25 protein-coding genes are annotated in these 23,159 nt (G+C 53.8%); 6 read left to right on the forward strand and 19 right to left on the reverse strand.

Annotated features, from left to right (window positions below; genetic code table 11):
- Window positions 1-45 precede the first annotated feature (45 nt).
- Window positions 46-486 carry a DUF2756 family protein gene (locus EHN13_RS20025; RefSeq protein WP_003023456.1) on the forward strand — a complete coding sequence of 147 codons (441 nt, stop codon included), beginning with the start codon at window positions 46-48 and terminating at the stop codon, window positions 484-486.
- On the opposite strand, the gene ugpQ is transcribed toward EHN13_RS20025, so the two are convergent.
- The 12 genes from ugpQ to livK form a co-directional block, all read right to left on the reverse strand.
- A complete protein-coding gene (ugpQ, locus tag EHN13_RS20030; protein ID WP_016151117.1) occupies window positions 483-1,226 on the reverse strand; it encodes a glycerophosphodiester phosphodiesterase in 744 nt (247 codons plus the stop codon). The two genes, EHN13_RS20025 and ugpQ, sit on opposite strands and share 4 nt — an antisense overlap.
- A complete protein-coding gene (locus EHN13_RS20035; protein WP_016151118.1) occupies window positions 1,223-2,293 on the reverse strand; it encodes a sn-glycerol-3-phosphate import ATP-binding protein UgpC in 1,071 nt (356 codons plus the stop codon). Before EHN13_RS20035 ends, ugpQ begins: the two co-directional genes overlap by 4 nt.
- 2 nt (window positions 2,294-2,295) lie before the next feature.
- The gene (gene ugpE, locus EHN13_RS20040) at window positions 2,296-3,141 is read right to left on the reverse strand and encodes a sn-glycerol-3-phosphate ABC transporter permease UgpE (RefSeq protein WP_003837843.1); all 846 of its coding nucleotides are present in this window, start codon (window positions 3,139-3,141) and stop codon (window positions 2,296-2,298) included.
- On the reverse strand, window positions 3,138-4,025 hold the full coding sequence (gene ugpA, locus EHN13_RS20045; protein ID WP_003837841.1) for a sn-glycerol-3-phosphate ABC transporter permease UgpA: 888 nt from the start codon (window positions 4,023-4,025) through the stop codon (window positions 3,138-3,140). Before ugpA ends, ugpE begins: the two co-directional genes overlap by 4 nt.
- A 100-nt stretch (window positions 4,026-4,125) precedes the next feature.
- On the reverse strand, window positions 4,126-5,442 hold the full coding sequence (gene ugpB / locus EHN13_RS20050) for a sn-glycerol-3-phosphate ABC transporter substrate-binding protein UgpB (RefSeq protein WP_016151119.1): 1,317 nt from the start codon (window positions 5,440-5,442) through the stop codon (window positions 4,126-4,128).
- A 243-nt stretch (window positions 5,443-5,685) separates the two neighbouring features.
- Window positions 5,686-6,093, reverse strand: coding sequence for a hypothetical protein (locus tag EHN13_RS20055; RefSeq protein WP_048213579.1), 408 nt, complete (start codon window positions 6,091-6,093; stop codon window positions 5,686-5,688).
- Between the two features lie 115 nt (window positions 6,094-6,208).
- Entirely contained in the window at window positions 6,209-6,490 is a 282-nt protein-coding gene (locus EHN13_RS20060) for a hypothetical protein (RefSeq protein WP_061068753.1), read from the reverse strand.
- 101 nt (window positions 6,491-6,591) lie between these two features.
- A complete protein-coding gene (livF, locus tag EHN13_RS20065) occupies window positions 6,592-7,305 on the reverse strand; it encodes a high-affinity branched-chain amino acid ABC transporter ATP-binding protein LivF (RefSeq protein ID WP_086523486.1) in 714 nt (237 codons plus the stop codon).
- 17 nt (window positions 7,306-7,322) lie between these two features.
- Window positions 7,323-8,090 carry a high-affinity branched-chain amino acid ABC transporter ATP-binding protein LivG gene (gene livG, locus EHN13_RS20070; RefSeq protein WP_061068754.1) on the reverse strand — a complete coding sequence of 256 codons (768 nt, stop codon included), beginning with the start codon at window positions 8,088-8,090 and terminating at the stop codon, window positions 7,323-7,325.
- Window positions 8,087-9,364: a branched chain amino acid ABC transporter permease LivM gene (gene livM, locus EHN13_RS20075; protein ID WP_124021967.1), complete on the reverse strand. Its 1,278-nt coding sequence runs from the start codon at window positions 9,362-9,364 to the stop codon at window positions 8,087-8,089. The genes livG and livM overlap by 4 nt, the downstream gene beginning before the upstream one ends.
- Window positions 9,361-10,287: a high-affinity branched-chain amino acid ABC transporter permease LivH gene (gene livH / locus EHN13_RS20080; protein ID WP_003023435.1), complete on the reverse strand. Its 927-nt coding sequence runs from the start codon at window positions 10,285-10,287 to the stop codon at window positions 9,361-9,363. Before livH ends, livM begins: the two co-directional genes overlap by 4 nt.
- 61 nt (window positions 10,288-10,348) lie before the next feature.
- Complete coding sequence (gene livK / locus EHN13_RS20085; RefSeq protein ID WP_061068756.1) at window positions 10,349-11,458, reverse strand: high-affinity branched-chain amino acid ABC transporter substrate-binding protein LivK; 1,110 nt, start codon at window positions 11,456-11,458, stop codon at window positions 10,349-10,351.
- Between the two features lie 423 nt (window positions 11,459-11,881).
- Here livK and panM point away from each other — a divergent pair, with 423 nt between their 5' ends.
- Window positions 11,882-12,265: an aspartate 1-decarboxylase autocleavage activator PanM gene (panM, locus tag EHN13_RS20090; RefSeq protein ID WP_124021978.1), complete on the forward strand. Its 384-nt coding sequence runs from the start codon at window positions 11,882-11,884 to the stop codon at window positions 12,263-12,265.
- 158 nt (window positions 12,266-12,423) lie between these two features.
- On the opposite strand, the gene livJ is transcribed toward panM, so the two are convergent.
- From livJ to ftsY, 5 genes are all read right to left on the reverse strand, one after another.
- Window positions 12,424-13,527 (reverse strand): branched chain amino acid ABC transporter substrate-binding protein LivJ, encoded by a 1,104-nt coding sequence (gene livJ, locus EHN13_RS20095; RefSeq protein WP_140168316.1) that lies wholly within the window; start codon window positions 13,525-13,527, stop codon window positions 12,424-12,426.
- A gap of 271 nt (window positions 13,528-13,798) precedes the next feature.
- Complete coding sequence (gene rpoH, locus EHN13_RS20100; RefSeq protein ID WP_003023425.1) at window positions 13,799-14,653, reverse strand: RNA polymerase sigma factor RpoH; 855 nt, start codon at window positions 14,651-14,653, stop codon at window positions 13,799-13,801.
- Between the two features lie 253 nt (window positions 14,654-14,906).
- A complete protein-coding gene (gene ftsX, locus EHN13_RS20105) occupies window positions 14,907-15,965 on the reverse strand; it encodes a permease-like cell division protein FtsX (RefSeq protein ID WP_048213585.1) in 1,059 nt (352 codons plus the stop codon).
- Window positions 15,958-16,626 (reverse strand): cell division ATP-binding protein FtsE, encoded by a 669-nt coding sequence (gene ftsE / locus EHN13_RS20110; RefSeq protein ID WP_006687468.1) that lies wholly within the window; start codon window positions 16,624-16,626, stop codon window positions 15,958-15,960. Before ftsE ends, ftsX begins: the two co-directional genes overlap by 8 nt.
- 2 nt (window positions 16,627-16,628) lie before the next feature.
- Complete coding sequence (gene ftsY / locus EHN13_RS20115; protein WP_124021968.1) at window positions 16,629-18,155, reverse strand: signal recognition particle-docking protein FtsY; 1,527 nt, start codon at window positions 18,153-18,155, stop codon at window positions 16,629-16,631.
- Between the two features lie 151 nt (window positions 18,156-18,306).
- Here ftsY and rsmD point away from each other — a divergent pair, with 151 nt between their 5' ends.
- Together rsmD and EHN13_RS20125 are read left to right on the forward strand one after the other, a co-directional pair.
- Complete coding sequence (rsmD, locus tag EHN13_RS20120; RefSeq protein WP_124021969.1) at window positions 18,307-18,903, forward strand: 16S rRNA (guanine(966)-N(2))-methyltransferase; 597 nt, start codon at window positions 18,307-18,309, stop codon at window positions 18,901-18,903.
- Entirely contained in the window at window positions 18,893-19,168 is a 276-nt protein-coding gene (locus EHN13_RS20125; RefSeq protein WP_048213588.1) for a DUF1145 family protein, read from the forward strand. The genes rsmD and EHN13_RS20125 overlap by 11 nt, the downstream gene beginning before the upstream one ends.
- 100 nt (window positions 19,169-19,268) lie before the next feature.
- Here EHN13_RS20125 and EHN13_RS20130 read toward each other — a convergent pair whose 3' ends face one another.
- Complete coding sequence (locus EHN13_RS20130; protein ID WP_048213589.1) at window positions 19,269-19,628, reverse strand: DUF2500 domain-containing protein; 360 nt, start codon at window positions 19,626-19,628, stop codon at window positions 19,269-19,271.
- 141 nt (window positions 19,629-19,769) lie between these two features.
- On the opposite strand from EHN13_RS20130, the gene EHN13_RS20135 reads away from it, so the two are divergent.
- Entirely contained in the window at window positions 19,770-20,396 is a 627-nt protein-coding gene (locus EHN13_RS20135; protein ID WP_124021970.1) for a lysoplasmalogenase, read from the forward strand.
- A 74-nt stretch (window positions 20,397-20,470) separates the two neighbouring features.
- Window positions 20,471-22,669, forward strand: coding sequence for a Zn(II)/Cd(II)/Pb(II) translocating P-type ATPase ZntA (gene zntA / locus EHN13_RS20140; protein ID WP_124021971.1), 2,199 nt, complete (start codon window positions 20,471-20,473; stop codon window positions 22,667-22,669).
- A gap of 93 nt (window positions 22,670-22,762) precedes the next feature.
- On the opposite strand, the gene tusA is transcribed toward zntA, so the two are convergent.
- Window positions 22,763-23,008 carry a sulfurtransferase TusA gene (gene tusA, locus EHN13_RS20145; RefSeq protein ID WP_003023404.1) on the reverse strand — a complete coding sequence of 82 codons (246 nt, stop codon included), beginning with the start codon at window positions 23,006-23,008 and terminating at the stop codon, window positions 22,763-22,765.
- Window positions 23,009-23,159: the final 151 nt, after the last annotated feature.

A 23,159-nucleotide genomic window follows, 5' to 3' on the forward strand; every position in this document is an offset into this window, starting at 1 on the left:
GCGAGAAAGGAGTAAACTTAAACGATCCCCGAGAGGAGAAAAGCGATGAAACGACTCTTACTTTTAGCCATGCTCTTGCCGTTTGCTGGCTTTGCACAGCCCATCAACACCATGAATAACCCGAATCAACCCGGTTATCAGATCCCGAGTCAGCAGCGTATGCAAACCCAAATGCAATCACAGCAGATTCAGCAGAAAGGGATGCTCAACCAGCAGTTGCAAACGCAGACGCGCATGCAGCAACAGCATATGGAAAACCAAATCAACACGAACACCCAGCGCGTGCTGCAGTCTCAGCCGGGCGAGTTGAATCCTGGACAGCAGCAAATGCTGCCTAACAGTAACGGTGGGATGTTGAGTGGAACCCGTAATCCGGACAGCTCGCTCAATAAGCAACATATGCTGTCGGAGAAAAAGAACGGCGACATGCTGAAGCCCTCCAGCACGCCGCAGCCTAACGTTCCGTTAAAAACGATTGGGCCTTAACAGGGCTGGAAATCCGGGCCAATCGTATCAATGGCATCGGTACAGATGCAGTCCACACCCCAGCGCAGCAGTTCCGCCGCGCGCTGGGGTCGGTTGACGGTATACACCAGAATACGTAGCCCCGCATCGCGCAGCGCATCCACGCGCGCCTCATCCAGCAGCTTATGATTAAGATGAATAGAGACGCAGCCAAGCCGCGTGGTCAGCTCGCGCCAGTCTTCGCGCCATTCATCCAGCAGCAAACCTCTCGGCAGTTCAGGCACCGCCTGCTGCGCCGCTTCTAGCGCATCAATTTCAAAGGATGACAACAGTGGTGGCGTCATTCCCGCCCACAGTTCCCGCGCGGCCAGCGCCACGACCTTCCCGGTGAGCGCCCCCGTCCCGGTGGTGGGTTTGATCTCAATATTTGCCATCATGCCGTGCTGGCGACAGCGCTCAGCAACTTGCGAGAGCAGCGGCAACGGTTCGCCTTTAAACTCACCGCTAAACCAGCCGCCGGCGTCCACGCGCAATAGATCCTGCCAGTTCAATTCGCCAGCCACGCCCCAGCCGTTGCTGGTGCGTTCCAGGTTGTCGTCATGCAGTAAGAAGATCTCACCGTCTTTCGACAATTTAGCGTCAAACTCAATCATGGTATGCCCGTATCGCGCCCCCACGTCGATCGCCGCCAGGGTATTTTCCGGTGCCAGCTTACCGCCGCCACGATGGGCGACAATATGGGGGTAAGGCCAGTTACTCATACACGTTGTCCTGTTTCGCCATCAAAAAGATGCAGATGATTTTCTGGCAGATGCAGCCACAGCGTGCTACCTGCCGTCGGGCGATGCTGATGCGCCAACCGCACCACCAGCTTTTGCTCACCCCAACGTCCATGTGCCAGATTATCCGCACCCAGCATTTCCAGCGTGTCGACAACCAGCGGCACGCCGCCTTCAGCCTGCGAGCTTAGCGCAATATGCTCCGGGCGGATACCCAGCGTCATGTTACGCCCAATACACTCCCTGGCGCTTCTTCCGATGGGCAACGTCATGCCGCCCTCCAGCTCAAAATGGGTACCCGCAGCGCTGATGCGCCCGTCGAGCAGATTCATCGCCGGGCTGCCGATAAAGCTCGCCACAAAGCGGCTGGCAGGCTTTTCATACACCTCAACCGGCGTCCCTACCTGCTCGGCAATGCCTTTGTTCATCACCATCACCCGTTGGGCGAGGGTCATCGCTTCAACCTGGTCGTGCGTCACGTACAGCGAGGTGGTTTTCAGTCGGCGATGCAGATGTTGTAACTCCAGACGCATCTGTACGCGCAGCTTGGCATCAAGGTTAGAAAGCGGCTCATCGAACAGGAATACCGCCGGGTCACGCACAATCGCTCGTCCCATCGCTACGCGCTGGCGCTGGCCGCCGGAAAGTTCGCGCGGACGACGTTTGAGCAGCTCACCCAGCTCGAGAATACGTGCCGCCTCTTTTACCCGCTCAGCAATATGCTCCTTGCCCATCCCGCGGATTTTCAGCCCCCAGGCCATGTTTTCTTCCACGCTCATATGCGGGTAGAGAGCATAGTTTTGAAAGACCATCGCAATGCCGCGATCCTTCGGCTCCATCTCGGTGACGCGTTTATTATCAATCCAGATATCGCCGCCGCTTACCCGTTCAAGCCCGGCCACCATCCGCAGCAGCGTAGACTTACCGCAGCCGGATGGCCCAACCATCACAATAAATTCCCCGTCCGCGACGTCCAGCGTCAACGGTTTAATCACCTGGGTTTTGCCGTCCCAGCTTTTGGTTACTGCCTGTAGTTTTAAACCAGCCATTTTTATTTCTCACTATCGACCAGGCCACGTACGAAGGCACGCTGCATGGCTAACACGATGATTACCGGAGGGATGAGCGTCAGCAGCATGGCTGCCATTACCTGGTTCCACTGCGTTGTGCCTTCACCGGTGGCAATCATGCCTTTGATACCCGCCACCGCAGTGCCCAAATTGACGTCGGTAATAATTAACAACGGCCACAGATACTGGTTCCAGCCGTAGATAAAGGTAATAACGAACAGCGCCGCCAGATTGGTTTTTGACAACGGTAGTACGATATCGCGGAAAAAACGCATTGGTGACGCGCCGTCAATACGCGCCGCCTCAACCAGTTCATCCGGCAGGGTCATAAAGAACTGACGGAACAGGAAAGTCGCTGTCGCAGATGCCATCAACGGCAGTGTCAGACCCGCATAGCTGTCGAGCATCTTCAGATTGGCGATCACTTCTACCGTCGGGAAAATACGCACCTCAACCGGTAGCATCAGGGTGATAAAAATCATCCAGAAGAACAGGTTGCGCAGCGGAAAGCGAAACCAGACGATGGCGAATGCGGAGAGCATAGAGACGGTAATTTTCCCTACCGTAATGCTGAACGCCATGATGAAACTGTTGAGCATCATCAGCCAGAACGGCGCGCTGTTGACGCCCACGCCGTTGACCCAGATGTATTTCATGTTTTCCAGCAGTTGCGAGCCGGGAACCAGTGTCATCGGCGTCTCAAACACCGCTTTGTTGTCCAGCGTCGCCGCGACAAACGCGACGTACAACGGAAACAGGATCACCATGATCCCCATAATCAACATGGCATGGCTGAATATTGTCAGCCCACGACGGTTCTCAATCATTGGTAACGCACCTTACTTTCCACATAGCGGAACTGCACCACCGTCAAAATAATGACCAGGAACATCAGCACCACCGATTGTGCAGCGGAAGAAGCCAGATCCAGCCCGACAAAACCTTCGCGATAGATCTTATAAATCAGCGTCGTGGTCGCCTGTACCGGCCCGCCTGCAGTGGCAGCATCAATCACCGGGAAGGTGTCAAAGAAGGCATACACCAGATTCACCACCAGCAGGAAGAAGCTCACCGGGGCAATGAGCGGCAGCGCCAGTTTAAAGAAGCGGCGAACCGGCCCCGCACCGTCAATCGCGGCGGCTTCGATCAGCGAGCGAGGAATAGACTGCAGTGCGGCAAAGAAGAACAGGAAGTTGTAACTAATCTGCTTCCAGACCGACGCAAACACCACCAGGAACATTGCCTGACCGCTGTTTTGCGCATGGTTCCAGTCATAGCCAAACTCACCGAGAAAATGGGTAATCAACCCGCGCCCGGGGTTAAACAGGAAGATCCACAATACGGCAGCAACGGCGGGCGCAACGGCGTAAGGCAACAGCATCAGCGTTTGGTAAAAACGGCTGCCGCGCACCACGTAATTCACCAACGCCGCAAAAAATAACGACACCAGCAGACCGCTTACCGTGACTAACGTACTGAACTTAATGGTGGTCCAGAATGAGTCGAGGTAGTACGGGTCATGAAACAGCGCGACAAAGTTTTCCAGTCCGACAAACTGGCTGGAAAGACCAAACGGATCAACGGATTGTAGCGAGTACCACAGCGCTTCACCGGCAGGCCAGATAAAGAAAATAACGGTGATAACCAGCTGCGGAGCCACCAGTAAATAGGGAAGCCAGCGCGAACGGAACACCGGACGGGATGAAGACATGGAAGTTTGATTCCTGAACAGCGCCGGATGGCGCTACGCTTATCCGGCCTACGCGCATTTGTAGGCCGGGTAAGGCGCAGCCGTCACCCGGCATTTCACATTACGATTTGGTCGATTGCTCAAAGCGACGCAGTAACTGATTGCCACGCTCAACGGCGGCATCCAGCGCCTGCTGCGGGGTTTTCTTCCCGGTCCAGACGCTTTCCAGCTCTTCATCCACGATGGTGCGGATCTGCGGCATGTTGCCCAGACGCAGCCCTTTGGTGTACGGCAACGGCGGCTTGTTGAGCATTTGACGCGTAGCGATATCCGCCCCCGGATTCTTCTCATAGAAGCCCTGCTCACGGGTCAAATCGTAGGCCGCGGTGGTGATCGGCAGATAGCCAGTCTTCTGGTGCCATTCGGCAGCAATTTCAGGCTTCGCCAGGAAGTTGAGGAACTTCGCCACGCCTTCGTAGGTGGGTTTGTCTTTACCCTGCATCACCCACAGGCTGGCTCCACCGATAATGGCGTTCTGCGGCGCGCCCTTCACATCGGCATCGTACGGCATCATCCCGACGCCATAGTTGAATTTCGCGTAATGGCGGATGTCAGCCAGAGAACCGGAAGACGCGGTGGTAATGGCGCAATCCCCGTTATAGAACTTCTCAGTGGATTCGTCCTTACGCCCGAAGTAGCTGAAATCGCCTTTTTTGTTCAGCTCTTCCAGCAGAGCGATATGTTTTACCTGTTCCGGTTTATTGAACTCCAGCACTGCGTCAGTACCGTCAAAACCGTTGTTTTTGGTTGCTACCGGCAGACCGTTCCAGGCGCTGAAGTTTTCAATCTGAATCCATCCCTGCCAGCCGCTGGCGTAACCGCACTTCATGCCTGCCGCTTTCAGCTTCGCGGTGTACTCCGCCAGGTCCTGCCAGGTTTTCGGCGGCTGCTCAGGGTCTAAACCAGCTTTTTTAAAGGCATCTTTGTTGTAGTACAGCACCGGAGTGGAGCTGTTAAACGGTTGAGAAAGCAAATGTCCGCTTTTAGAGTCGGTGTAATAACCGGATACCGTCGGTACGAACTGAGACTCATCGAAGTTAATACCAGCCTCTTTGAATACTTCATAGACCGGTTTAATGGCTTTCGAAGCCATCATCGTTGCTGTACCCACTTCATAAACCTGTAGCAGCGCGGGCGCGTTTCCGGTACGGAAAGCGGCAATTCCTGCACTCAGGCTCTGCTCGTAGTTGCCTTTGTACTGCGGAACAATTTTGTAGTCGGGATTGGCGGCATTAAAACGTTGCGCCAGAGAATCAACTTCTTTACCCAGTTCGCCTTCCATTGAGTGCCAGAATGGGATGGTGGTGACCGCCAGTGCCTGACCTGCAAACGCCAGGCTAAGTGCCAGTCCTAAAGCTGTATGTCGTAACGATATCATCGGTTATCTCTCTTGTTGTGCCGGATGCGCGATATCACGCGTTTTATGCTCGCGGGGGTAACATGACATGCTCGAATGACAGAAAAATAACTTTTTTATTACAAAAAAAAGATAGTAAGGCGACAAACAGATGGCAAGGCGGTGAAAGCGTAGTGACAGGAAAATGCGGAGTGGTGCACAACAAAGCCGGGTAGCGGTATGCTTTACCCGGTGAATAAAGAAGGTTTTGTCACCCTGGTAAGATCAGGCAGGCTGTGCAAACGTGAATTCCAGCGCCAGACCCAGGATCTGCATACCATGAATGTTATCTTCCGGAGATATCGCCACCAGGCTTTCCAGAAACTTGAGTCGCCGTGACTGGGCGTTGATGATGAGTTTTCCCCGTAATGCAGGAAGCTTCAGCGAAGAGATGGGATAAACCACGCGCCCACAGACTTCCACCGGCAGCTTGCGCAAATCGACTTGCTGAAGCACGCCCACAGAGGAATACAGCAGCGCTACAGGCGTTACGGCGAGCAATGGTGATGGACTAATACTGACAAAATCCAGCAGGAGTTCTGGACGCAGATAGTTCAGCCCATTAAAGGAAACCGTGACGCCATCAATTGCGGGCATGGGCTGCACATTAGTTTGATGCGGTGAATCATTCATGCAATTACCATTGATATAAAATATAAATCAAGCTATTGATTATACAGAATATAGTGCACAAATGCTGGGACAGAACTCGCAATCCTTGCAGGTATGAATGATTGCCTTTCCAGTCTTACTCTCTTCGCCAGCGGCGTTCATATTCGTTCTGTAAACGCTGCTGTTCCCGCCGCTCACGGTCACGCTGGATATCCGATTTTTCATCTTCCCAGCCCGGACACACAGAACTGCTGAATACCTCGCAGGGTGAATTGGATTGTGCTGACGGGTTGACCGGCTTTTCTTGCCAGATTGCAGGATCGCGCGGATCGAAAGTTTGCTCTTTCACTGCCTGCGCACTGAATGAGCCGGCCAATAGTAGACTTCCAATAGCCATACAGGCACCTGAACGTGTCATCCTTTCTCCATGTTCATTTTTATTATTGATAATCATTATCAATAATAACATAGCGCAATAAAAAAGGGGCCTGATGAGCCCCTTGTCTATTTAGATAACTGTTAACCGCCCAAATAAGCGCTACGCACCGCTTCGTTAGCCAGCAATGCATCACCGGTATCTTCCAGCACCACGTGGCCGTTTTCCAGCACGTACCCACGGTCGGCGAGTTTCAGTGCCTGGTTGGCGTTTTGTTCGACGAGGAAAATCGTCATCCCCTGCTCGCGCAGTTGCTCAATGGTGTTAAAGATCTGCTGGATGATAATCGGCGCCAGACCCAGCGACGGTTCATCAAGCAGTAGCAGCCTCGGCTGGCTCATCAGCGCACGGCCTATCGCCAGCATCTGCTGTTCGCCGCCGGACATCGTTCCCGCACGTTGAATACGGCGCTCATGCAGGCGAGGAAACAGGTCATACACCCACTTGATACGTTCCTGAAACTGGCCTTTCTCGGCAAAGAAACCACCCATCGCCAGGTTCTCTTCCACCGTCATACGGGAAAACACGCGACGCCCTTCCGGGACAATCGCCACCGCTTCACGCATGATTTTTGCCGTCTGCCAGTCGGTAATATCTTTACCATCAAAGACAATACGCCCACTTGTTGCCCGAGGATCGCCGCACAGCGTTCCGAGCAGCGTGGTTTTCCCCGCACCGTTGGCACCGATAAGCGTCACGATTTCACCCTGGTTGATATACAAGCTGACATCGTGCAGAGCCTGGATCTTGCCGTAGTGGGCGTTGACGTTGTCAAAAGACAACATGACTTTTTCCATCTTATGCCTCACCACCATTATGCTTCGCCTAAATAGGCGCGGATCACGTCCGGGTTGTTACGAATCTGCTCAGGTGTCCCGTTCGCCAGCGGCGTCCCCTGGTTCACCACGTAAATACGGTCTGAAATGCCCATCACCAGCTTCATGTCGTGCTCAATGAGCAGGATGGTGGTGTCGTGATGGTCGCGCAGCTCAGCAATCAGCTCATCCAGCTCTTTGGTTTCTTTCGGGTTAAGACCCGCAGCAGGTTCATCGAGCATCAGAATTTCCGGCTGAGTGACCATGCAACGGATAATCTCAAGACGGCGCTGGTCGCCATAGGCCAGGTTGCTCGCCTGTCGGTTAGCATGCTGCAGCAGGCCGATACGATCAAGCCAGGTGGCGGCGCGCTCCAGCGCTTCATCCTGCGCGCGGCGAAAAGCAGGGGTTTTTAGCAGCCCGGAGAAAACCCCAGCTTTCAGTTGCTGATGCTGCGCCACCAGCAGATTTTCAATCACCGTCATTTCGCGAAACAGACGCACGTGCTGGAAGGTACGCACCACGCCCATACGCGCAATTTGCTGGCCCGGCAGCCCTTCAAGGTGCTGGTCGCGCAGCTTAATCGTCCCGCCGGTCGGCTTATAGAACCCGGTCAGGCAGTTGAAGACCGTGGTTTTCCCCGCGCCGTTCGGGCCAATCAGGGAGACTATCTCTTTTTTATGCAAATCCAGAGACACATTGTTGACTGCCAGCAGGCCGCCAAAACGCATCATCAGGCCGCTAACCGATAATAATGGCTGACTCATGCCTGCTCTCCTTTTGCTTCCCCGTTTTTCAGCTTCAACTGTGGACGGGTCATCGGCAACAAGCCCTGCGGACGCCAGATCATCATCAGTACCATTAAACCACCCAGCATTAACATGCTGTATTCGTTGAAATCACGCATCAGCTCGCGTGACACTACCAGCAGGATGGCCGCGAGGATCACCGCAAACTGTGAGCCCATTCCGCCCAGTACCACAATCGCCAGCACAAAGGCTGACTCGGCAAAGGTGAAGGATTCCGGGCTGACAAAGCCCTGGCGCGCGGCAAACAGCGTACCGGCAAAACCGGCAAACGCGGCGCTGATGGTAAAAGCTGTCAGTTTGATGCGCGTAGGGTTTAAGCCCAGCGAGCGACAGGCTATTTCATCTTCACGCAGCGCTTCCCACGCACGGCCCAACGGCATACGCAGCAGACGGTTAATCACAAACAGCGAGAAGACCACCAGCAGCAGCGCCACCAGATAGAGGAAAATGACGCGGTCAGAGGGATCGTACTTGACGTTAAAGAAGTTGCTGAAGGTATCCCAGCCGCCCTCACGGGCGCTACGGCTGAATTCAAGACCGAAAAAGGTCGGTTTCGGGATCTGGCTGATACCGTTCGGGCCACCGGTGACTTCAGTATTATTGAGCAACAGGATACGCACGATTTCGCCAAAGCCTAAGGTCACTATTGCCAGGTAGTCGCCGCGCAGACGCAGAACCGGGAAGCCAAGCAGGAATCCTGCCGCCGCCGATACCAGTCCCGCCAGCGGCAAACAGGTCCAGAAACCAAGACCGTAATAGTGGTTCAGCAGCGCAAAGGTGTACGCACCAATGGCATAGAAGCCGCCGTAGCCCAGCACCAGCAGGCCGGAAAGGCCGACCACCACGTTTAAACCGAGGCCAAGGATGATATAAATCATCGTCAGCGTGGCGATATCCACCGTACCGCGCGAGACCATAAACGGCCACGCCACGGCAATCACCAGCAGCGCCACCAGGAACAGCTTCTGTTTAACGGTGGAGCCGTCAATCGCCGGCAGAATAAACTTCGGCCCGGAGACGCTCTTCAGGCTCTTCTGGAAAACGGGACGCAGCAGTTGGAAAAGAAAGACCACGCCAGTGCCGATAAACACCCACTGCCAACGGATATCCGAGGCGGTATCGACCACCAGCTTGGTACCGTCCAACTCTAACTGAACGCCCATAAAGACGCCCGCCAGGACGAAGAACATGGCGGCAGAGAGCAGCGCCATTGCAAAATGCATCGGTTTCATACTTTCTCTACCTCCGGGCGACCCAGAATACCGGTCGGCATCACCAGCAGCACCAGAATCAGCAGCGCGAATGAAACGACGTCTTTGTATTCAGTACTCAGATAAGCAGAGGAGAGCGCTTCCGCGACGCCCAGAATCAGGCCGCCGATCATCGCCCCTGGAATGCTGCCGATGCCGCCAAGCACCGCCGCAGTAAAGGCCTTCATCCCGGCCATAAAGCCAATATAGGGGTTAATTACGCCGTAGAACTGTCCAAGCAACACACCTGCTACCGCCGCCATTGCTGCGCCAATCACAAAAGTCAGCGCAATCACGCGATCGGTGTTGATGCCGAGCAGGCTGGCCATTTTCAGGTCTTCCGCGCAGGCACGACAGGCGCGCCCCATACGGGAATAACGGATAAACAGCGTCAGCGCCAGCATCGCCAGGAAGGTTACAATCCAGATAACCAGCTGCATGGTGGTGATGGAAGCAGAGAAGTTTTCGCTACTGCCAACGGTCCACTGGCCATTAAACAGGCTGGGCAGTGCCACATCGCGCGAACCTTCCGTCAGGCTGACGTAGTTTTGCAGGAAGATAGACATCCCGATAGCGGAAATCAGCGCAATCAGGCGCTTGGAGCTGCGCACGGGCCGATACGCCACGCGTTCAATGCTCCAGCCGTAGGCGCTGGCAATCACAATCGCGCCGACGAAGCCCGCCGCGACCAGTAGCCAACTGGAATCAATGCCCATCATCATTAGCGCGGCGATGATCATAAAGGAGACATAACTGCCGATCATATACACCTCGCCGTGGGCGAAGTTGATCATGCCGATAATGCCGTACACCATCGTGTAGCCAATGGCGATCAGCGCGTAGGTGCTTCCCAGCGTGACGCCGTTAAACATCTGCTGCAAGAAATAGAGGAACTGCTCGGACATAAGGTAACCTTTCTTAACCCGCCCGTTTGACACGGGCGGTGGGATAACTCGTCTTCAGGTATTACTTCGCGACGGTCGATGAACCATCCGCGTGCCACTGGAAGACACCAAACTCAAATCCCTTCAAATCGCCTTTTTCGTCCCATTTCAGCGGCCCAATCACGGTATCAGCCCCGTGTGCTTTCAGATCTTTCACCAGGTCCAGCGGCTCTTTGCTACCGCTACGATCCATTGCGGTCGCCAATGACTGGACTGCTGCATAAGTGATCCACACGTACGGTCCAGTTGGATCTTTCTTGTCAGCTTTGAGCGCATCGACGATAGCTTTATTCGCCGGATCCTGGTCATAGCGTTTTGGCATGGTCACCAGCATGCCTTCAGCGGCATCACCGGCAATGTTAGACAGCGACGCATTGCCGACGCCCTCTGGTCCCATAAACTGGGTTTTCAGGCCAACTGAACGTGCCTGACGCAGCATTTGCCCCATTTCCGGGTAGTAGCCACCGTAATAAACGAAGTCGATATTTTCTTTTTTCAGGCGAGCGATCAGCGCAGAGAAATCTTTTTCCCCGGCGGTGATACCGTCAAAGAAAACGATGTTGGCTTTACCTGCTTTCAGGCTGTCCTGCACCGAACGCGCCAGGCCTTCACCGTACTGCTGTTTGTCATGAATGATGGCGATACGCTGCGGCTTCACCTTCTCCAGGATGTATTTCGCGGCAGTCGGCCCCTGAGAGGAGTCCAGACCCGCGGTACGCATGATGTGCGCGTAACCACGCTGCGTCAGCTCCGGGTTAGTCGCTCCCGGAGAAATCATCAGAATGCCTTCGTCTTCGTAAATATCTGATGCCGGTTGAGTCGATGAAGAACACAGGTGGCCAATTACGTACTGAATGCCGTCGTTGACGATTTTGTTCGCTACCGCAACAGCCTGTTTCGGATCGCAGGCATCGTCATATTCCACGGCGACCAGCTTGTCGCCTTTGATCCCACCTTTGGCATTGATATCTTTAATCGCCTGACGTGCGCCATTAAATTCCATATCGCCCCACTGCGCGACCGGACCTGACATCGCGCCAACAACAGCGACCTTGATATCCTCCGCCATGACAGCGTGCGACATTGCCAGTGCTATCACCCCTGCGATGATTGTTTTCGCATTCCGTTTCATTACCTGAATCCCCATTCGTGACGTAATTAATATTTTGTATTTATGTGGTTAAAAAGCAGTCTGTGCTTTTTTTGAACTGCACTATTTTTACCAGTCTCATTAATGGTTTAGCGCAGTCATTTAAGCAAAATCAGGCTAAAATCTCTATTTTTCAGTCGATTAAGAAAAGATAATATTCTGCTTTTCACTATAGATAAACAAAAAAAAGCACGTTTGTCAGCATAAAATAACGGTACAAAGAGCCGAATAAAATGCTGCATTCCAGGGTATTATCCTGCCTGTTTTTCAATCTCTACGGTTTCAAACTGTCATTACTGTTGTTACAAAATTATTAATCTGGTTATTCACATAAAAAAGAGAAAGCATCCGGACGAATTATTTCGGTACACTGATTCCATCTTTTGTGATTTGGACATGCTGTTAATGAAGCTGACCATCGTTCGTTTAGATAACTTTAGCGACCAGGACCAGATTGATCTGGGCAAAATCTGGCCGGAATATTCCCCCTCATCGTTAAGCGTAGATGAAACGCACCGGATCTACGCCGCGCGCTTTAACGAGCGCCTGCTTGGCGCAGTACGTGTCACCCTGAGCGGTACGCAAGGTGCACTGGATTCCTTACGTGTACGCGATATCACCCGTCGTCGTGGTGTGGGCCAGTATTTGATCGAAGAAGTGATCCGGGAAAACCCTGACGTGAGTTCATGGTGGATGGCCGACGTCGGCGTTGAAGACCGCAGCGTGATGGCCGCGTTTATGCAGGCGTTAGGGTTTACGGCCCAGGAAAATGGCTGGGAGAAGCGCTAAAAAACAGTCCCCAGCCAGTTGTATTACTCGCATTTTCCCAAGAATTTTGTGTTGCAGGAAGGCGGCAAGTTATGAAATCCCCGGGAGCTTACATAAGTAAGTGACCGGGGTTGAATAACACAGCCAACGCACCTGCTGCGCAAAAGGCGCCGGGAAAATTACTTGGCGTCTGTCGCCGTCCCGTTGGCATGCCAGTCAAACACGCCAAATTCGAAGCCTTTCAGGTCGCCCTTCGCATCCCATGACAGAGGCCCCATTACGGTTTCCACTGAGTTTGCTTTCAGGTATTTGGCAATTTCAGCCGGGTCGTCAGACTGGTTCAGACCAGCCTGCAAGGATTGCAGCGCGGCGTAGGTGGTCCATACGAATGCACCGCTCGGATCCTGTTTCTTGGCTTTGATCGCATCCACAATCGGTTTGTTTGCCGGAACCTGATCGTAGTTCTTCGGTTTCGTTACCAGTAAGCCTTCTGCAGACTCACCCGCGATGTTAGACAGCGACACGTTCGCTACCCCTTCAGGTCCCATAAACTGAGTTTTCAGACCCGCGGCACGAGACTGGCGCAGAATCTGCCCCATTTCCGGATGGTAACCGCCGTAGTAAACGAAATCGATGTTCTCTTTCTTCAAACGCGCCACCAGCGTAGAGAAATCTTTCTCACCGGCGGTGATCCCGTCAAAGAACACCACGTCAGCGTTAGCTTTCTTGAGGTTGTCCTGCACGGAACGCGCCAGGCCTTCACCGTACTGCTGTTTGTCATGCACGATCGCAATGCGCTTCGGCTTCACTTTTTCAACGATATATTTGGCGGCCGTTGGGCCCTGATCGGAATCCAGACCAGTGGTACGTAACACCAGGTTATAGCCGCGTGCGGTCAGCTCTGGCGCCGTTGCCGCTGGGGTAATCATCAGAATGCCTTCGTCTTCATAGATATCTGACGCAGGCTGAGTGGAGGAAGAACACAGGTGGCCGATAACGTATTTAATCCCGTCGTTGACCACTTTGTTAGCAACCGCTACCGCTTGTTTCGGGTCACAGGCATCGTCATATTTCACCATGACCAGTTTGTCGCCTTTCACGCCGCCTTTGGCATTGATATCTGCAATCGCCTGCTCTGCGCCAGTAAATTCCTGATCGCCATACTGCGCTACCGGACCGGACATCGCGCCGACGACAGCAACTTTAATATCCTTAGCAAACGCCATATTGCTCAAAGACAGGGCGATACATCCTGCCAATAACGCTTTACCCTTCATATTCATCCTGACAATCCCCATTATTGTGGTTATTACGTGTGTTGTGATGTTGTTGTTCAGCACTTTATTTCGATTATTGGATAGCCACCCGTGCTTTAGCAGCATACTCTGCTAAAACATACCCGATTTTTATTATTTTGGAATAGCTAAATTTGACATGCAGATAACAACTTGATGACAAAAAGCATAGAACGTCAGGAGAGAGCAGGAGAGATAAAAACAAAAAACCCCGGATTTTCATCCAGGGTTTATCAGCATTTTCAGTTTGGCAGAAAGTTTACGCTTCGATCGCCGCACGCAGTTTTTTCATGGCGTTCTTTTCAAGCTGACGAACACGTTCAGCGGAAACGCCGTAGCGATCGGCCAGTTCCTGCAACGTCGACTTGTTGTCTTCGTCCAGCCAGCGGGCACGAATGATGTCCTGGCTACGCTCGTCCAGACCTTCCATTGCGTGGGTCAGTTTGTTCGCGGCCTGATCTTCCCAGTTGTCTTCTTCAATGCCGTCGGCAAAGTTAGAAGATTTATCCTGCAGATACAGCACCGGGGCCATCGGCTGGCTGTCAGACTCATCGTCTGAAGACATGTCAAACGTCATGTCTTGTGCCGCCATACGGGATTCCATTTCGCGCACGTCTTTGCTGGAAACACCCAGCTCGCGAGCAACCATTTCAACTTCGTCCTGGTTAAACCAGCCCAGACGCTGCTTGGTTTTGCGCAGGTTAAAGAACAGCTTACGCTGCGCTTTAGTGGTCGCGACTTTCACGATACGCCAGTTACGCAGAACGTATTCGTGGATCTCGGCTTTGATCCAATGCACGGCGAAGGAAACCAGGCGCACACCCACTTCCGGGTTGAAACGGCGCACGGCTTTCATCAGGCCGATATTACCTTCCTGAATCAGATCCGCCTGCGGCAGGCCATAGCCCGCGTAGTTACGAGCAACATGAACAACAAAGCGCAGGTGAGACAGGATCAGCGTTTTAGCTGCTTCCAGATCGCCCTGGTAATGCAGCTTTTCAGCCAGCGCCCGCTCCTCGTCAGCCGACAACATCGGCCACGCGTTCGCAGCCCGGATGTAAGACTCCAGGTTACCAACAGGGGCTAAAGCTAAATTTTGCATTTCTTTGGTCATTCAAATCCTCTCAATCTTTGTCATCTGGCGTTGGTAAAAACCAATAGCAACAACCATGCCAGAGCTTATGAGCAACGAGAATATCATTCAATCTTTTATCAGACAGTGATTTTATCCACAAGTTCCATGTCGTAATGTGTATAAATTACGCACAAAATGTGACATCACGATGAATGCGCCGGGAAGAGAAAACAGGGCTCTTTCCCTGCAGAGCGAACTACTCAGTGCAGGGAAAGATTATACCAGAGATTTTTTAATCGGGGGTAAAGTGGCGTAAATGTTGAACCGTGGCAAGCCAGGCTGCCACCCAGCCAATCATTGAGCATACCAGCAGGAGTAGCAAGCACTCATCAAATGATAAGCCGTTGATATCAAACTTCGTTCCGAAAACCTGTGCCACTTCAGTCACCGCTGATGACAGTCGCATCACCAAAATTTCTGACAAAATCAGTGAAAGAAATGCGCCGGAAAAACCCAGCAGCGCGCCGCCGTAAAGGAACGGACGCAGGATAAATCCATCCGTCGCACCAATCAGTTTCTGTACGTTAATGGTATCGCGACGCGCAAAAATACTCAGACGCACGCTGTTACCGATGACGAGGAAGACCGCCGCCACCATCAACACGCCAATCATCGCGGAAACGCGTCCGACCAGGCCCGTTAACGCCGCCAGTCGTGCAAACCAGCTGTCATCCATGCGTACTTCATCGATACCGTTGATTTGTGCAATACGGTCACGCAGCGTGTTTAGCGACTCCGTACCCTGGAAATCCAGTTTCGGGATCACCACCGCCACGGCGGGCAGCGGGTTCTCTTCCAGCATATCCAGCGCGCCGCCAAAGCCAGACCAGTTACGGAATTCGCCCAGCGCATCGTCACGGGAGAGGTAATTCACTTTCTCCACGCCCTGTTCGGCCTGTAACTGCCCCACCACACGTGCCGCCGCATCATCATCCAGCGTTTTTTGCAGATATACGGTGATCTGCGGGGACGGGTAATACTGGCTTGCCGCCTGGTTCACGTTCTTGTAGACCATGTAACAAACACTTGGCAACGTCAGTGAGATAGCGATAACCATCACCGTCAGAAATGTCGCCAACGGTTTACTTTTCAGGTCCTGTAACGCCCCCTGAAACGCATAACGTACCTGCTCGTTAAAGACGTTGGTTTTACGCGAGTTCGGTTTTGGCGACGCTTTCGCACGTTTTGGCGCGTTGCGACCGCCATCACCCGGCGCGCCGCCCGATTTACGAAAGCGATCCAGTCGTCCACCGAACTGTTTGATTTGATTGATAGCGTCACGCCTATTCATGCGCCAGGCCTCCATGCAGGTGTCCGTCACTCAGGACAAGCTGGCGATAAGAACGACGGGAGATCAGCCCAATATCGTGCGTCGCCATTAATACCGTTACCCCGACGCGATTAAACTCTTCGAACAGACGCAGGATCCCTTCTGACAGCGCGTCATCCAGGTTCCCCGTCGGTTCATCCGCCAGCAGTACCGCAGGCTTGTTCACCACCGCGCGGGCGATGCCCACACGCTGCTGTTCACCGCCGGAGAGTTGAATCGGGAAGTTCTTCGCTTTGTCCAACAGCCCGACCTTATCCAGCGCCGCTGACACGCGACGACGAATATCGTCCCCGCTGGCACCCGCAATGATCAGTGGGATTGCCACGTTGTCGAAGACGGTTCTGTCCATCAACAGGTGGTGATCCTGAAAAATCATGCCGATCTGGCGACGCAGAAACGGCACTTCACGGTTTTTCAAACGGCTGATGTCGTGCCCGCTAAAGTAGATCTTCCCGGCACTGGGCCGTTCAATTCCACAGATCAGCTTCAGCAGGGTACTTTTACCCGCGCCGGAGTGGCCGGTCAGAAACGCCATCTCGCCAGGCTGCATATGGAATGTGACTCCCTGCAGCGCTTGTCTCCCACCGAGATAGGCCTTGCTGACATGTTCAAAGCGAATCATTGTTAATCCTCTCGGGCAAAAAGTGCCTCTATAAAATCGCCCGCTTTAAACGGACGTAAATCCTCGATACGTTCGCCCACACCGATATAGCGGATAGGGATGCCAAACTGATCGGCAACCGAGAAAATGACCCCGCCCTTCGCCGTACCATCCAGCTTGGTCAGAGTGATACCGGTTAAGCCCACCGCTTCATGGAACAGTTTGGCCTGGCTTATCGCATTCTGCCCGGTGCTGGCGTCGATAGTCAGCATAACTTCATGCGGCGCATCTTCGTCCAGCTTCTTCATGACGCGAACGATTTTTTTCAATTCTTCCATCAGGTGCGATTTGTTCTGCAAACGCCCTGCGGTATCAGCGATCAGCACGTCTACGTTACGCGCTTTCGCCGCCTGGATGGCGTCAAAGATAACGGACGCAGAATCTGCGCCGGTATGCTGAGCAATCACCGGGATATTATTACGCTGACCCCAGACCTGCAGCTGTTCTACCGCCGCCGCACGGAAAGTATCGCCCGCCGCCAGCATCACCGATTTACCCTGCTGCTCAAACTGACGCGCCAGCTTACCGATAGTGGTGGTTTTACCCACGCCGTTAACGCCAACCATTAAGATAACAAATGGCGTCTTACCCTCAACATTCAGTGGTTCGTCAACCTTCGCCAGAATCTCACCCATCTCATCTTTCAGCAGGCCGTACAACGCTTCTGCATCTTTGAGCTGCTTGCGGCTGGCGCCTTCTGTCAGATTTGCAATGATCTTGCGGGTTGTTTCTACGCCCACATCGGCGATCAGCAGCTGCTCTTCCAGCTCTTCAAACAGATCATCGTCGATCTTTTTACCACGGAACAGACTGATAAATCCGGAACCGAGGTTTTCTTTTGTTTTCAGCAGGCTACGCTTCAGGCGCGCAAAGAAACCTTCTTTGGTTGGTTTTTCCTGCTCCTGAACCACCTCTTCTTCTGCCGATTCTTCTACAGCAGGTTCTTCTGGCGGCTCCACTATGACGGCTTCTTCAGCGGCCTCAGCGGCCAGCGCCTGCGCTTCCAGCTCTTCGTCGGTCAGTTGCGGTTCGTTTTCGGCTTCTTCTTCAACCGCCTCAACGATTTCTACGGTTTCCGCTTCGGCCTGCCACTCTTCGGCAGAAACGTCTTCGGCTTTCACCTCTTCCGGCAGCGGTAATTCTTCGCGTTCGATAACTACCGCTGCTGGCGTTTCCATTACAGTTTCAGCAACGGGTTCAACAACCGGCTCAATTTCCGGCTGCGCTTGTTCGGCAACAGGTTCTTCTTCCGGCTGCAGTTTCTCAATTTCCGCAACCTGTTCAGTGACTTCAACGACTTCAGCAGCAAAGGCTTGCGTTTCCGCCTCGCTACGGGTTTCCTCGACGTGCGGCTGTTCGTCAACGACGGTAGTTTCTTCAGCAACCGGTTGTTGTTCTTCGTTTTTTACTTCTGTCTCGTTTTCCGGTGCCTGCTCTTTTTGACCAAAGCCCAGCCAGGAAAAAAAGCCACGTTTTTTCTCTTTCGCCATTTGCGACTACACTCCCCCGCTGTTGCTTCATGGCACAGCGTCAACGCTATGTACATAGCAGCTAAAAAAATGATGAAATAGTCTATCACTTAACTTAACTCACATCACCGCCTGGAATGACATGCTATAGGCGGATTGAGCAATAATAGAAATGAAAAAACCGAATCACTCTGGTAGCGGCCAGATCCGCATTATTGGCGGGCAATGGCGTGGCCGTAAACTCCCGGTTCCGGACAACCCCGGCCTGCGTCCGACCACCGATCGTGTGCGCGAAACGTTGTTTAACTGGCTGGCGCCGGTAATGGTCGATGCCCGTTGCCTTGATTGCTTTGCCGGCAGCGGCGCGTTGGGTCTGGAAGCACTCTCCCGCTATGCGGCAGATGCCACGCTGCTGGAGATGGATCGCGCGGTATCTCAGCAGTTGCAAAAGAATCTCTCCACACTGAAAGCACCCCATGCCCGCGTGGTCAACACCAATACCCTGACATTTTTGGCCCAGGCCGGTACGCCGCATAACGTGGTGTTTGTGGATCCGCCGTTTCGTAAAGGATTACTGGAAGAAACATTAACTCTTCTGGAAACTCGCGGCTGGCTGGCAAATGAAGCGTATATTTACGTGGAAAGCGAAGTCGAAAACGGCCTGCCGCCGGTTCCGGTTAACTGGTCGTTATACCGCGAAAAAGTGGCTGGGCAGGTTGCTTATCGTCTGTATCAACGTGAAGCACAAGGAGAGCAACATGCTGATTAATCTGGGACGTCTGTTGATGCTGTGTGTCTGGGCATTCCTGCTACTGAATATTTTTCAACCGTTCCCACGTCCGCTCAATATCTTCGTAAATGTGGCTCTGGTGTTTATGGTGCTGATGCACGGCATGCAGTTGGCGCTGCTGAAATCAACCATGCCGAAAGATGGCCCGCAAATGACCAGCGGCGAGAAAGTGCGTATTTTTCTGTTCGGCGTATTTGAACTGCTGGTATGGCAGAAGAAGATTAAAGACCAGTTGAAGAAGTAATGGTGCTCACTTTGCCTGGTATCGCATAGCGAGCCGGGACGACAAAACCAGGAGGCCGGATAAGGCGTAAACCGCCATCCGGCATCAGCCAAATGAAACCTTAGCGTTCAGCCGTAAAATCAACAAAACGCGAACCTTTGTAGCTCAGCGTGCCTTTATCCCCGACCGTTAGCGCATGGTACTGCTGAGCATCCAGACGAAACGTCTGCTCCAGGCCGCCGCTTTGCGGTTTGAAGCTGGCTTCATAGCGCATGCTGGTGCCCGCTGGGCTCACTTCCTGTTGACGGGAGCGTCGGTCGTTTAGCGGCTTTTCCCGCTTATTCGTCACCACCACCTGCTTTTGCACCAGCGGCGCGGCATCATTATCCGCTTTTTCACGTCGCTGCTGAACAAAGCGAAACGACGCGGCGACAACGATTAAGACAATGATAACAATGAAAAAAAGTGGTGGTTTGCTCATATTATTAACCCATCAGAAAATGCGGAAATAAGCATACATTGCCCGTTATGGTGTTGTCATCTGGCAGTATCGACCTCTACACTGGACAGTAGAGCCGTGAGCACCCCGCTTACGAAAAAATAACGAATTCAAGGAACTAAGATGCTTTGGTCGTTTATCGCTGTCTGCCTTTCCGCATGGTTGTTCGTGGATGCTTCCTATCGTGGGCCCGCCTGGCAACGCTGGGTCTTTAAACCCCTGACGTTACTCCTGCTGGCGCTGCTGGCCTGGCAGGCGCCAATGTTTAACGCTATCAGTTACCTGGTACTGGCCGGCTTGCTGGCTTCGCTGCTGGGCGACGCGCTGACGCTATTGCCGCGCCAACGCCTGCTGTACGCAGTGGGGGCATTCTTCCTGTCACACCTGCTGTATACCATTTACTTCGCCAGCCAAATGACGCTGTCGTTCTTCTGGCCTTTACCGCTGGTGCTGCTGGTGTTAGGTGCGTTGCTGATTGCTGTGATTTGGACGCGCCTGGAAGAGTTGCGTGTCGCTATCTGCACCTTTATTGGCATCACGCTGATGATGGTCTGGATGGCTGGCGAACTGTGGTTCTTCCGCCCGACCGCTCCGGCGCTGTCGGCATTTATGGGCGCATCGCTCCTGTTCATCGGCAATATTGTCTGGCTGGGTAGCCATTACCGTCGCCGCTTCCGCGCCGATAATGCCATTGCCGCCGCCTGCTACTTCGCCGGACATTTCCTGATTGTTCGTTCGTTGTATCTTTAAAATGCTTGACTCTGGAGTCGACTCCAGAGTGTATCCTCCGGTTAATACGAAATGATTATCAACCGGAGGATGCCATGTCGACACCTGATACCAGTGGCAAAAAAGCCCCACAATTCTCTTCTTTCAAGCCAGCGCCTGCGCCAAAGAAGGCTGATGACTGCTGCTGCGAAGGAACTTGCTCCACTACGCCACCCGTATCCGATACCGTACTAGGTACCCGTTATTCCTGGAAAGTGGCAGGCATGGACTGCGCGGCCTGCGCCCGAAAAGTAGAGAATGCGGTCCGCCAGGTCAGCGGCGTCAACCAGGTCCAGGTGCTGTTTGCCACCGAAAAACTGGTGGTCGACGCCGGTTCCGATATCCGCCAGCAAGTTGAAAACGCGGTGCAGAAAGCAGGCTATACCCTGCGTGATGAGCAGGCACCAGAAGAAGCCCCCGAATCGCGGTTTAAAGAAAATCTGCCACTGATTTCGCTGATTATCATGATGGCGATTAGCTGGGGGCTGGAGCAGTTCAATCATCCCTTCGGTCAGATAGCGTTTATCGCCACCACCCTGGTCGGTCTGTACCCCATTGCCCGTCAGGCTCTGCGTCTGATGAAAACCGGCAGCTACTTTGCCATTGAAACATTAATGAGCGTGGCCGCCATCGGCGCACTGTTTATCGGCGCGACAGCGGAAGCCGCCATGGTACTGCTGCTGTTTTTAATCGGCGAGCGTCTGGAAGGATGGGCTGCCAGCCGTGCCCGTAAAGGGGTTAGCGCGCTGATGGCGCTCAAACCGGAAACCGCCACGCGCCTGCGTAACGGCGAGCGCGAAGAGGTGGCTATTAATAGCCTCCGCCCTGGCGATGTTATCGAAGTGGCCGCGGGTGGGCGTTTACCTGCCGACGGCAAACTGGTCTCCGGCTTTGCCAGTTTTGATGAAAGCGCCCTGACCGGCGAATCGATCCCGGTTGAACGCGCCACCGGCGAGAAAGTCCCGGCAGGCGCCACCAGCGTGGATCGTCTGGTTACGCTGGAAGTGCTCTCCGAACCGGGCGCCAGCGCCATTGACCGTATTTTGAAGTTGATTGAAGAAGCGGATGAACGTCGCGCCCCCATTGAGCGTTTTATTGACCGTTTCAGCCGGATTTACACCCCAGCCATTATGGCGGTTGCGCTGCTGGTTACCCTTGTACCACCGCTACTGTTTGCCGCATCCTGGCAGGAGTGGATTTATAAAGGGCTGACGCTGCTGCTGATTGGCTGCCCATGTGCACTGGTAATTTCAACCCCCGCAGCCATTACCTCTGGTCTTGCCGCCGCGGCGCGTCGTGGCGCGCTAATCAAAGGCGGGGCCGCGCTGGAACAGTTGGGAAGAGTCACGCAGGTCGCGTTTGATAAAACGGGTACTCTGACCGTGGGTAAACCGCGCGTCACAGCGATTCACCCGGCAAGCGGTATTGGCGAGGCTGAACTGCTGGCACTGGCGGCAGCAGTAGAGCAAGGTGCGACACACCCGCTGGCACAAGCGATTGTCCGGGAAGCACAAACACGCGAACTGACTATTCCTGTCGCAAGAGAGCAACGGGCTCTGGTTGGCTCTGGAATTGAAGCGCTGGTCGACGGCGAGCGCGTGCTGATTTGCGCCGCCGGTAAGCAGCCTGCTGATGCCTTTGCCGGGCAGATAAGCGAGCTGGAAAGCGCGGGCCAAACGGTGGTGCTGGTGCTGCGTAACGATACTGTACTCGGCGTGCTGGCCCTACAGGACACGCTGCGCGACGACGCTCGCAGCGCTATCGCCGAGCTTGATCAGATTGGCGTGAAAGGCGTGATCCTGACCGGTGATAACCCACGTGCGGCCGCCGCCATTGCCGGCGAACTGGGCCTTGAATTCAAAGCGGGGCTATTGCCGGAAGATAAAGTGCAGGCCGTTTCCCATCTTAACCAACAGTCGCCGCTGGCGATGGTTGGCGACGGCATCAACGACGCTCCGGCGATGAAAGCAGCCACCATCGGTATTGCCATGGGGAGCGGAACCGACGTCGCGCTGGAGACCGCTGATGCCGCCCTGACCCACAACCGCCTGCGCGGTCTGGTACAAATGATTCAACTGGCGCGGGCCACCCACGCCAATATTCGCCAGAACATTGCGATTGCGTTGGGCCTGAAGGGGATTTTCCTCGTCACCACGCTGCTCGGGATAACCGGATTGTGGCTGGCAGTGCTGGCGGATACAGGGGCAACGGTACTGGTGACCGCTAACGCGCTGCGGTTGTTACGTAAAGGATAGTTTTTTGCCGGATGACGGCGTTGCCTTATCCGGCCTACGGGTTACACGTTCTTTGTTTGCCGGATAAGCGTTAGCGCCATCCGGCAAACAAAACTAGTGACCTTTACGCAGCAGATAGCGGTACGGCAGCGAGTCGGTCTCTTTAGCCACCAGCTCATGCTCCATAAAGGTACAGAAGCCAGGAATATCGCGGGTTGTTGCCGGATCGTCGGCGACAATCAGCAGTGTTTCACCGGCCTGCATGCCACGTACGGTTTTACGCACCATCATCACCGGTTCCGGGCAGCGCAGTCCCTGGGCATCAAGAGTATGGTCGGGGGAAGTAAACAGGTCGCTCATCGTCGTCTCATTCATACAAAAACGGCGTTATTTTACGCTCTGTTGTGGCGTAAGCCAATCAGGTTAACGATTGCGTGAAAAACAACCATTGCAATGTGCTCTTAAAGCAGTATCATGCGACGGTTTTTTATTGGGTTCCCTCACCCCATCC

The organism is Citrobacter youngae, from assembly GCF_003818115.1.
Taxonomy (GTDB): domain Bacteria; phylum Pseudomonadota; class Gammaproteobacteria; order Enterobacterales; family Enterobacteriaceae; genus Citrobacter; species Citrobacter youngae.